This is a genomic window from Paenibacillus sp. Soil766 (assembly GCF_001428105.1).
Lineage (GTDB): Bacteria > Bacillota > Bacilli > Paenibacillales > NBRC-103111 > Paenibacillus_E.
On record NZ_LMSJ01000005.1, the window covers coordinates 1 to 12,601 of the forward strand.

Annotated in this window: 5 protein-coding genes; all 5 read left to right on the plus strand. The window is 40.9% G+C overall.

Features of this window, described 5'->3' with window-relative positions:
- Window positions 1-300: 300 nt before the first annotated feature.
- The 5 genes from ASG89_RS04755 (at window position 301) to ASG89_RS04775 (ending at window position 12,242) form a co-directional block, all read left to right on the plus strand.
- On the plus strand, window positions 301-2,013 hold the full coding sequence (locus ASG89_RS04755) for an S-layer homology domain-containing protein (RefSeq protein WP_057309231.1): 1,713 nt from the start codon (window positions 301-303) through the stop codon (window positions 2,011-2,013).
- A 229-nt stretch (window positions 2,014-2,242) separates the two neighbouring features.
- A complete protein-coding gene (locus tag ASG89_RS04760) occupies window positions 2,243-7,348 on the plus strand; it encodes a discoidin domain-containing protein (protein ID WP_057309233.1) in 5,106 nt (1,701 codons plus the stop codon).
- 259 nt (window positions 7,349-7,607) lie between these two features.
- A complete protein-coding gene (locus tag ASG89_RS04765) occupies window positions 7,608-7,802 on the plus strand; it encodes an aspartyl-phosphate phosphatase Spo0E family protein (protein WP_235549601.1) in 195 nt (64 codons plus the stop codon).
- 161 nt (window positions 7,803-7,963) lie between these two features.
- Window positions 7,964-11,083 carry a heparinase II/III domain-containing protein gene (locus ASG89_RS04770; protein ID WP_057309236.1) on the plus strand — a complete coding sequence of 1,040 codons (3,120 nt, stop codon included), beginning with the start codon at window positions 7,964-7,966 and terminating at the stop codon, window positions 11,081-11,083.
- Window positions 11,084-11,087: 4 nt separating this feature from the next.
- Window positions 11,088-12,242, plus strand: a complete 1,155-nt coding sequence (locus tag ASG89_RS04775) for a glycoside hydrolase family 88 protein (RefSeq protein WP_057309238.1) — start codon at window positions 11,088-11,090, stop codon at window positions 12,240-12,242.
- Window positions 12,243-12,601 lie beyond the last annotated feature (359 nt).

A 12,601-nucleotide genomic window follows, 5' to 3' on the forward strand; every position in this document is an offset into this window, starting at 1 on the left:
CTGAAGATGGGGAACTGACGAAGGAAAGCCGTGTGCGGGAAATCCGCATGCACGGTTTGACGGCTGAAGATGGGGAACTGACGAAGGAAAGCCGTGTGCGGGAAATCCGCATGCACGGTTTGACGGGGAGTCCGAGGGAGTAATCCCTCGTCTTACCCTACTCTATTCAGAGTGGTAGAGATGGTTTCTGTACTGTTTTCTATTGAGAAAGTTGAAATTCCCGTTGTTTAAGTAGGAATTCATGTTTTCCAATCCTTGACATTCAGATAGAATTCATTAAAAAAGGAGGCGTATTCATCAATGAAATTCAAGAAACTGCGTTCAATATGTATGGCACTTTTACTTACACTAATATTCAGTCACGACATTCATGTTTTTGCCACCGAAGAAATGACTTTCAATGCAAGTCATATCGAATCTGATGGAAGTGTTACGTTGACTGCTACAGCTGAAGTTATTGATATGTACGGATTTGAAATCAAGGCTTCTTTTGACGCTACAAAGCTAGAATATTTGAGTGGAAAGGTAGAGATAGCCGATGGGTTTACAGTGGATCAAGGAGCAACTGGCAATGAAGTCATTTTTGCCTACTCTAGAACAGGTCAGAATCCGGGGCTGACAGGGAAGATAAAGCTGGCAACATTCAAATTCAAAGTAAAAAGCAATGCCACAGGAAGTACTGCTGTAACTTGGACATCACTTACGGTGGTTAAAGCAGAGACGTCGACAAAAATTAAAAGTACTCCAAATATTACGACAACATTGATGCTTAACGAGGGTTCATCACAGAACCAACCACCTGGGAATTCCACAACTCCTGGTACAACGCCATCATCTAGTGAATTCAGTACAGATAAAGAAACTGTAAATCTGGCGCCTACACTGATTAACGGAGTAGCAAAGTTCGAAATTAAAGAATCAGCTTTAATAGATATGTTCAAGAAAGGGAAGACAAATGAACATGGCGTGATTCAAGCAGAAATTAATGCGGCATATGTCTCGAGTGCAAATTCATATGAGCTTTCAATGCCATCTTCGTTATTTCAATTGGGTCAAGGTAAGAAACAACTCATAATTCAGACACCGCTTGCAGCCATAACGATTCCAGATAATATGCTGAAATCGCAAGATATAGGAAATGCTGCACAAGTTGAGCTTGTCGTGTCTGCTGTTGACCATACTGTTTTTAATGAATCTGTTCAAAAGGAAATTGGGAATCGACCAGTAATTGAATTTAATATTTTGCTAGATGGTAAACGCCTGAATTGGAAAAATAATGAAGTTGTGGTTAACATAGCTTTTAAATACTCACCAACTCGTGATGAAATGAAGAATCCTGAGCATATCGCAATTTGGTATGTTGACGGCGAGGGTAAAATAATTAAGATTCCTTCGGGCAAGTATGATCTTGCTACTGGGATGATGACCTTCAATACGACTCATTTTAGTTATTATACAGTTGGTTATGAAAGAATTAGTTTTGAAGATTTAGTTGGGTATAGTTGGGCTCGGCAACAAATAGAAGTCATGGCATCGAAAGGTATTATTGAAGGGATCTCGGATTCAAGATTTGAACCGGACGGATCAATTAGTCGAGGGGACTTCATATTACTTCTCACTAAAACGTTAGGACTAACAGCTGATGTTAAAAGTAACTTTAATGATATTCCTACGAACGCGTACTATGCTGAAGCTGCTGGGGTTGCCAAAACGATCGGTATAGCAGAGGGGGATGATATGGGGGCTCTGCAACCAGATCAACCCATTATTAGGCAGGATTTAATGACTCTCTTATCACGAGCATTAATATTGAAAGGGCAACTCAGCTCAGCCTTGGATTCAGATTTAAGCAAATTTGACGATATGAAGGAAATCACACCTTATGCGCTCAACGCTATTGCAGATTTGGTGAAAAGTGGAATTGTACAAGGGGATGGGACGCATCTTAATCCAAGAGCGGAAACGACTAGAGCAGAAGCTGCTGTATTACTGTATCGTGTGTATACAAATTAGTTGAAAATTACACTTTATTTTCAAAATAGTGGAAATTCCATGTACTTTTAGTAGGATTTCAGGTTTAAATGCAAGTTTAATCTGCGTAGTATTCATGTGGTAACGGATTCAATTAAGAAAGGAGAATGATGTCAATGCTGTAAGCGCTTTAAATTAAGCGCTAAATAAGTACACTTTAGAAAATCAAGTCTAGTAAGGTAATTATGAAACTTAATTTGGAGGTCATGCAATGATAAGTAAAAGCAAGCTGCTAAAATTTTGTTCATTATTCTTAATTGCCAACATATTTTTATCCGTACTTTCTTTGCCAGCGAAGGCTGCCGACACTTCTACTTCTGGTTCGTCAACGCAAACAAACAATAGTTCTGCAATTTTTGAACAACCAGTGATCAACGATACGGTAAGCGCAGCAGGCTTCGTTCATCCTTCTATCGGCTTTAGCAGCGATTCCTTGAGATTAATGCAGCAGAAGATAGCAATAGGTGAAGAACCTTGGGTTAGCGCATTTGAAAGTTTTCGAAACAGCCCTAGTGGATCGCTGGATTATGATATTCGCAACAAAAGCAAGCTGGATCCCTCGAAGCCTGCATACACGAAGGTTGATAATGATGCAAAAGCAAAAGAGGCTAAAGTTGATGCAGCAGCTGCCATCGCAGATGCAGTGATTTGGACGGCGACAGGAGATATTAGATACCGTGCGAAGGCAATGGAAATAATACGTCTGTGGTCCCGGATTGATCCTACTAATCCAGTTGGTTTTACGGATTCTCATATTAGTATCGGTGATGCCATGTCCGACATGGTAAGAGCTGCGGAATTATTACGGTATACCGAATGCGTGGGAGAATGGGGATGGACGGATCAAGACACATCCAATTTTACCAACAATTTTCTTATGGCTTTCTATGACGGTAGTTTTTATCATAGTAACGGAAGATGGATGAATCAACATGGCATTGTAACGCTTGCCTATATGATGGCAGCTATCTTTTCTGACAATATGCCTTGGTATCAAGAGGCGGTAGAATGGGCTACTGTAAACAAAACGGCTACCTATAAAGGGCAGTCTGGTGATATTTTTCATCAAATTCGCTATGTAACACAAAATGAGAGAACTGGGACACCTGTAGCCCCCCATGTACAATTAGTTGAAATGTTTAGGGATATGGGGCATGCTTCTGGAAACCTAGGAGCTCTTTCAAAGATAGCGTATTTAACTGAACTCCAGGGAACTAAGGTGAATCCTGATCCAGTTTCTGCAACGTTTGGTGAGTTAACAAGTGCTTCGAACGGGGTAGGACTATTTGAATTTTTGGATGATCGCCTACTGACGGGTGCTAATCTTTTTTCAAAATATAATTTAGGTTACGAAATCCCTTATACACCTGTTAATATCAGTAATGCAATTATTGGTGATCCTGCACCAACTGGTAACTATGCAGATACAATTACAGATAATGGACGAGGATTAGGGGCCGCTTCCGAGCTCATATATGGATATTATACACATCTGAATAGTGCTCGCTTAAATCCAAGTGATGAACGAATAAAATATCTTAGTCAATCGGTTGATCGTTTGGGAGGATTGGCAACTTTTCCATCCTATGTATTGCTGCAAGGAACAGAAGATCTGTCAACGGGGAAAATCGTTGGTCCACCAAAGCCCTTGAGTCAGCCTACTTATGCAGAATTAAAGTTGGCTTATAGTCGAATGCAAGCTTATGATTTCCTGGGTAGGAGTGCCACGACTAGTACAAATACGTTCCAAGATCAAGATGGATTACGTTCCGTACTATATGATGTTCGATACGCCAATCAATTTACATGGTACGACTTGGACATTAAGGAAAACAGTTTCGATAATATTACTATTAGAGCGGCAAGTAATTCTAGTGTAGGTACGAAGGTTGATGTAATTCTACTGGACAATGTAGCAGGAATTGATCGTTCCAATGTCACTTTAGACAATTTGTCTCAAGGTGAAGTATTGGCAACGCTGCAAGTTCCTAATACCGCATGGTGGACAAATTACGCAACCGTATCCGGTAAGCTTAGCAGACCGATAACTGGAAAGCATTTACTAGCATTTAAATACTATGGTAGTGACAACTGGCTTTCTTATCAAATTGCATTTGATTGGTTTGCACTCTCCAATTCCTACGCAGGTGTTGAAAACAATGTTTCGAATGCGGTACTTTCCGGACCAGCGACACTTGTTTCGGATGGTGTTCAATTAGAAAATGGTGGATCCATCTCGTTTAGTAAAATGGATTTTGACAGCGGTATCAATAGCGCAGAATTTAATGCCAAAACAACGGACTCAAACGGGAAATTGTTGGTATATAGCGATGGGGTGTTAGTGACTACTTACAACTTGACGAATACAAGTGGATCAATGATTAAATTTATTTCAGAAATTATTACTGCTGATATTGCCAAAATTACCGGAATTCATGATATTTCCATTAGATATGAAGGTTCGTCACCAATCGTTTTGAAGACGTTCAGAAATATTGAGCGTAATCGTTTGCTAGGTTCATCAACGACAACAAGCAATGCATTGCAAATTGAAGACCAAGCAGTTTCTATTTCCGGTAGCTTTGAAAGTGGAGTTGACGGATCAATCAAGTATGTAAAAGCTACCAACGGCAGTATTTTTTACTTAAGTCAGGCCGTTCTGCAAGCTGATAGAACGAAGGATAACATCGTTTCTTTCACGGTAAAATCGAATGGAGAGGCTAACCTTAATTTACAAAGAGATCGTACTACGGTGCCATTTGCGACAATTCGGATTCCAGATACGAAGGGGCAGTGGATTAAAGTAAGTACAAACATCTCGAGCAAATATGTAAATCCTGACGACTATCCGACAAACCTTAAAAGTGTTTTTATTTCAATGAGTTCAGCAATTCCAAATACTGAATTACTGTTAGATAAATTGGAGCTTGATCCCGTACAGGTTCCTCCGACCATTAAGCTGTTAACGGCTAAGGGCGACGAGATACAGTCAATTATGACTTATGAACATGGCAGCAATTTTGATTTGCAAGTTGCAATCCAAGATCCGGATTCGGTTAATGTCATGGTATCTGCCGACCAGAAAGATTTTATGGAAAACAATTTAATGGGAAAAGGCGGAGGAACACTTACCATAAAACCCGCTGCACTTGCACAGGGAGAATATTCGTTTCATATTTATGCGCAGGATGATACTGGAAACTATGTTGATAAAGAAGTCAAACTGATTATCTATTCACAGCAGGAAAATCATGCGCCTGTGGGCTTAACGGTAAACGTAACAGGTGCGACGAGTACGGATCTGCAATGGTCTCCAGTCAAGGGAGCAAGCTATTATGCCATTTATCGAATGGATATGTCTATTGGCAGCTACGTTAAAGTAGCGGATTCCAATGCGACAACATATTCCGATACGAGCATGAGCCCAAATACTACTTATAAATACAAGGTAACGGCTGGCGGAGTGTTTGGGGAAACCACTTCAAGTGATGCAGTAACCGTAACCACGCTTTCAAAGATTGTCATTACTCCTTCGATGGTTAAGGCATCGACACTTACTTGGCCTACTACTGGAACTCCAGAATCAAATGGTTGGCTCGCTTTCGACGGTAATACAACGACTGCAACAGATACAACAACTAATCCGAGTTGGATAGTGATTGATTTGGGTGCAGGAAACGAACAAGTTGTAGGTGCGATGAGGTTCTACCCAAGAAGTTCCAATATTAGCAGAATAAACGCTGCTGTCATTCAAGGTTCGAATGATGGAACAACTTTCGTTGATTTGTATACGATTAATAACATCACTGCTGCTAAATGGTATTTTGCTCCGATAAGCAACAGCGCGTCTTATCGTTATATTCGATTTTATACTCCGAAAGGCAATGCTAATGTTGCGGAGTTGGAGTTCTTCAAGAAGCTGAAGCCTGCCGCTCCAGATGGTATTCAGGCAGTTGCAGGTAACGCTCAGGTCCAACTTAATTGGCAGGGGGTTACAAATGCCGTTTATTATACGGTAAATAGAAGCTTGTCTTTTGACGGATCTTTCAGTGCAGTACAGACAAATATTGAGGGAACTAGCTTCACGGACACAAACCTTACAAATACTGAAACATACTATTATGTAGTTACAGCATCGAATACTCAAGGTGAGAGTATTAGCTCTGCCAAAGTCGATGCAACACCATATGTTGCGGCTACTTCACTTTCAGTAACAGGAGCAGGGGGTTCTACAGCTATTTCGACCGTTGGCGGTACACTTCAACTGAATGCATTTATTCTACCTTCAGGTACAACATATCCTACCGTCAGCTGGGCCGTATATGACGTTGGTGGTGTTGCAGCAACAGATAAGGCAACGATACAGCTTAATGGGTTACTTACAGCTTTGAAGAATGGCGTTGTTAAAGTTACCGCAACAGTTCAGGATGGCTCTGGCACTCAAGGAAGTGCATTTATTGTTATTAATGGACAGTCCCCAGTCACAAGCTCAACTGTTTCAGCTGTTATAACAGCACCAAGCTCTGTGGTAGGAACGGAGGCATTTCATTCCTCAATCGGTTTTAGCAATGTTAGTAACGCTGTGTATGGGGTAGATCTTAAAATTACCTATAATTCAGACGCATTACAATTTGAATCAGCTCAATCTTTAAAGAGCGGATTTACGCTTGTAAGTGCAAACAATGATATCCCCGGGAAGATACGGATTTTAGCTGTCAGTACTTCTGCTGCAGGGGCAATTTCCGTAAATTCCGATATTATTCAGTTGAATTGGATTGCAAAACAAGTACCTTCGACTACAGCTGCACCAATCAATTTGACGCAAGTGCTTCTCTCTGATGGAAGCGGAGCATTGATGACGGCTGAAGCATCTAGCCAGCAATTGGCTGTTATTTTTGTGAATAGAGTTGCACTCGCTAGTGCGATTCAAAACGCAAATAACGAATATATTCATGCAGTAGAAGGAAATCAAATTGGTCAATATCAAACTGGTGCCATGCTTACATTGAATTCTGCCATTCAAGCAGCCAATAGTGTTAATTCGAACAGCTTGGCGTCACAGCTTGAAGTCGATGCAGCGGCAAATTCATTAAACCTTGCATTAAATGAGTTCCACAGTAAGCTAATTACGATTGGAATGCTAGGTGACTTCAATAGCAATGGTAAAGTTGACATCGGAGATTTAGCTTTAATGGCACTTCAATATGGAATTACATCGATAAGTCAGACCTGGAATGATGTTAAAAAGTTTGATGTAGACGGTGATAATATCATTGATATTGCGGATCTTGTTTTTGTTGCTAAGTTGATTCAATAAACGCAAACTATTGCTTGCGAAGTAGTAAGTAGTTTACTAGTTGGTGGACCAGCTACAAACAATAATTAAATGAAAAGGGCTAAGCGAGCGCGCTTAGCTCTTAAACAATTTAATAAACGGTAGAACGAGCATATTCCTTTAAATTATGTGTTTGTATAATAATTTAACAAAGTAGGAATTAACCTGTATGTCGATAGGATGTTGCCTTTAACACCTCGTTCTTCATGATTATAGTTAGAGAATGAGAATCGAAAATAGAATGGAGAATGATATTATGCAATCTATTCTTCAAGAAAAAATTGAATCGTTACGTTTTGAAATGATAAATCAAGCTTTAATAAACGGAAGTCTTACACATGAAAAAGTAATTTCAGTAAGTCAGTTGTTAGACCGATACATTTTGTTATATCAAAAACTTATTTTAGAACAAGCGAAATTGAAGTTTATTAGTTAAGACTACCTATGAGTATTAACTTCAGGAGGGGAGTTTTTTCTCGTCCTTATAAATAAAGTGGGATTTCGCCTGTAAGTCGATAGGATATTGCCTTCATCATCTATCAATTCGTGACTATAGTTAGGAATGAGCATTGAAAAATGATAATGAGGTAATAACAGATGACGAAAGATCCGGGACATAAAGAAAAGCTGCAGAACTTAATCAACCGAGCTGAATACTTAATTAAAACGAGAGGTCGCTTCTTCACAGAAGGGGCCAAATTGGCGATTCACGATATGATTCAAAACGCTTGCATGACGTTAGAGGACACGTACCAACTTCCTTTTGTGAGAAGCCGCAGATTCTATTCGCCTAGAGAAGATGAAGCAGTTCACTTTGCGACGAGACGTTTTACGATGACGCCGAGCTACAAAGACGATGAAAATGAGTATACGTACTATGGCTTGGAGCCAGCATTAGCGTGGTTTGAGAAGCAAGATATGATGATTGGTGGTCGAGCAAGTCTTCTGACGAAATCAGATTTACTGATAGGTAAAACGGAGGAAATACTGAGCACTGCCGTTATCGGGACTGAGATTGGTAATTACTCGGCAGCTGCCTGTAAAGAAGTAACGTACGCTATTGAACAGATAAAGAAGGCGATTACAAGGTCTATCGGCAGTGATGAAGAACTCGCTCTGGCAATTGTAGCAGGGTTCAATGCTTTAAGAAGTTTCCGTTTCTCGAGAGTGCTAAGGACGGATGTGGATCCCTCCGCTACTTTATATGTAACTCAAGAAGGTTTGGAAGGGATTATAGATAACACGAAAAATGATCCTCTAGTGAAGCAACAGTATAACGAGATCGTTTCAATTGCGGATCGATATAGTTTGCCATATATAGAGAAGACTTCTCAACTAATGGCGGAAGAATGGGATTACAACGAAATTAATAAGGAGTTCTATCTTTGGAGTAACACAGATAAAATCATTAATTTCATAGCTCCAGATCAAGCAGTTACAGCATCACTCGCCTTTGTTCTTCCAGCCGTGGAGAATGAGCAGGATGGTTTTGGACATGTATGGATTGATGATCTTAAGCTTGAATCGGCGAGTGGAAATAACCCCGTGATTATAAATAGCAGCTTTGACGAAGGGGTTGGATCACCAGACCATTGGTCACCAATTGCACGTAGTGGAAAACCCCACATGAAATGGGAGGGAGAGTATCCATATTGCGGTGGAGGGGACCGTATTTACTCTAAGCAGTCAATTGAAGGTAAGGATCATGGTCTCAAGCATCATTCCCTGTACATTGGTAATCCTACCAGCAGTGATGAAGGGTCTTGGCAGTATGATAGTGACATTATTATCGTAAGTGGTAGTAGGTACACGATCTCTTTTGCCGCTAAGATTGAAGGGAAGTTTAAACAAGGTTTGAAGTTAATTCTAGTATTTAAAGATGTCGATGGTTGTGAACTCGATACGTTTGAGTATGATTTTAACCGGAAATCGTCTTTACCAAATTCATGCTTTCTTTTGACTATGCAGTGTGACGCCATTCAATATGCTTTTACTAAGGAGATGGTCTATGCCCTGAAAGCCAAAAAGGAGATTCTGTATACCCTGCATGATTTCTGTCAGGGTGCGGAGCACTGGCTGATTAAACAATTACGTCCAGATGGCAGTGATAGCTTCGGGGCTGTGCAAGGCGGAAGAGTACTGTGTTCCACTGCAGTAACGTATTCAATGATTAAAAATGCTGGGGTGTTCACCGAAGAGGAGAAAGCCAAATTTTACGCGATGGTTGAGTACCTCATGCGATACATGTTGGATTTACGTGACAGAACCGAACTCACACCGGAAGAAGCACAGCGTTCTTGTAGTAATTGGCAAACAGACATGTGCGCGGGAGCTGCATATATGATGTTAGTATTGGATGATTTCCCCAATCGAAAAGCATGGTTGTATAACGCGAATATGGTGCTCCGATCTCAATTGGAATGGAATGTGAATTCCGACCACTCTTGGCCAGAATCCATCCGATACCATCATGCAGCACTGGAACGATTTAGCGGCTATGCCAAGGTATTGGAAAATGTGACTGGGGACAACTGGTTTGCAACTACACCGCTAGCAGGCATGTTTGGTTTCAGTCTAGAAATGCAGACTCCGGGGTATACCTTTTTTGAGGGACGGATTGGAACCCCTCCGTTTGGTGACCATGCCTTGGGTGGAGGTTCGGAATTCAGTGTTTTTGGCACGTATATGACGGATATTGCGAAAATCAATCAGACATTAGCAAGCAACATGCATCATACATGGCAGTTGGCAGGCAAGCCTTACAAACATTACTGGGGGGAAGCTATTGCTTTTGAAAATCTGCTGGGTAAAGGCACGTCATATAAGCCATCCTCTCCACTTAGCCTGACTTCAACGCAAGATTATAGAGATGCTGGCATCACGATTTTCAGAAAAGGTTTTGGAGAGTCTCATCAAAGCTATTTTGCAATCATGTCCAGCCCCGCGCCGATCGGTCATGGTCATTTGGATCAAGGTTCTTTCATTATTTATAAAAATTCAGTGCCTATCGTCATGGATTCGGGCATCCAGGGTTATTTCAACTCCAGTACAAATTGGCACCTTAGTTCGTATTCTCACGCTTGCTTGCAATTCGCTACGAAACAAAGTGCTATTCAGAAACAAGGGAACGGATATATCAACCTTTCAGCAGGAACGTACAGCTTGGAGCGTGGTTGGGTTGATGTTCCTAAAACAAGTAGAGTTTTAGAATGCGAAATTGGCACTAATTTGGAAACCATTACGATTGAGATTATGAATCCTGAAGGTACTGGCAAGCACATTCGCCAAGTATGGTATTGGAAAGAGTCAGATCTCTATGTGATTCGCGATACTGTTGTAGACTACGATGGCCAAGTATTATTTAGCTTACCAGTTGTTTCCCATCATTCCGTAATAGAAGAAAAGCGGGTCTACTCGAAGGGCGTATATGGTGTTGATTTAGAGACAGTTTTCATCTCAAAAGTGAAGGATGTCTGGCTGGAAAAAGGACGATCTACGCCAATTTGCGAGAATGAACATGAATCAGATGTCTGCATGATGGATTACATTAGAGCGACCGCCGATGCTAAGGATGGTTTTCTAACGCTGCTCTATCCCAAGAACAGAGAAGCTCGAAGGCTCCAAGTATCAAGTGAAGACGGACTTACACTGCGCATTACTGTGGAGGATAAGATAATCGTATGGTCATCACCAAAATCATCCTATCAAGAGGAGTAAAAACATGCTAAACGTAAATGATCAACAATGGTTAAACTCGGTTATCGATAAAATTTCATCAAAGATGAACTGGGTAAGCGAGAAATCGAAGCATAAAATTCCTTATACAACGATAAATGGAACACATGATGATCGTTCAGTAGATAACCCTTCAGGGACGATAGATAACGGTATTAATTGGTGGACGAATGGTTTCTGGGGCGGGATGATGTGGTTAATGTATCATGAAACCGGCAATGAAAAGTACCAAGATATTGCACGAATTTCAGAAGAGAAGCTCGATAAATGCTTCCAGGATTTCGAAGGGCTGCATCACGATGTAGGGTTTATGTGGTTACCTACCGCCGTGGCTAATTATAAAGTTACAGGTAACCCTGAATCTAGGAAAAGAGCCATGCATGCCGCCAATTTACTTGCTGGTCGTTTTAATTTAGCAGGCGGCTTTATTCGTGCATGGAATGACATTAAGGGAGTAGATACGCGTGGTTGGGCTATAGTGGATTGCATGTTCAATATTCCACTCTTGTATTGGGCAACGGAGGAAAGTGGTGATCCTCGCTTTATGCAAATCGCAATGAAACATGCGGATACAGCTATGACAGCCTTTGTCAGACCGGATGGTTCCGTCAATCACATCGTTGAATTTGATCCTTTTATTGGTGGTGTGGTAAGAACTCACGGCGGACAGGGATATGAAGATGGCTCGTCATGGACAAGAGGCCAGACTTGGGCGCTTTATGGATTTATGATGAGTTATAAGCATACGCAAAAAGAAGACTATCTGCATACAGCGAAGCGAATCGCGCATTATTTTATAGCAAATACACCTGAGAACGGAATTATCCCTGTTGATTTCAGACAGCCCAAGGAGCCGGCTTATGAAGATTCAACAGCTGCAGCAATTGCCGCTTGCGGATTGATTGAGATTGCGAAGGCTGTTGATTCATGTGAAAGTGATCTCTATTTAAATGCTGCATTGAAATTGTTGAAAGTGTTAGATGAAAACCGCTGTGACTGGACAACAGACTCCGATTGTATCTTGTTAAACGGCTCTGAAGCCTATCATCGTAATAACCATCATAGCGCTATTATTTACGGGGATTATTATTTGCTGGAGGCAATATTCAAGTTAAAAGGAAATGATTTGTACTTGTGGTAAGGTAGATGAAGTGACGGGGAGCACAAGAATGAAAGCCGGGGCGTAAGGTGATTAGGGGAAGGAAAGTATGTAAATCCCATCCTGAGTTCAGACTATAGTGGCCCTGAAATAATACGTGTTGGGGATACGTATTATATGATCTGATCCACCTTTCAGATGTTTCCTGGTATGACTTTTCTCTCATCCACAATCTTCTTACCTGGAAAAAGATTGGAACGGTTATAGTTAATATATAGTTAGTTAGATTCTAAACTTGGCCGTGAACATATGGGAGGATATGGAGATTGGAGTATACGCGGCCTCCATTCATTATTATAGTGACTAAAATAGGAAAAACATATCATATTAGTATAAAACAC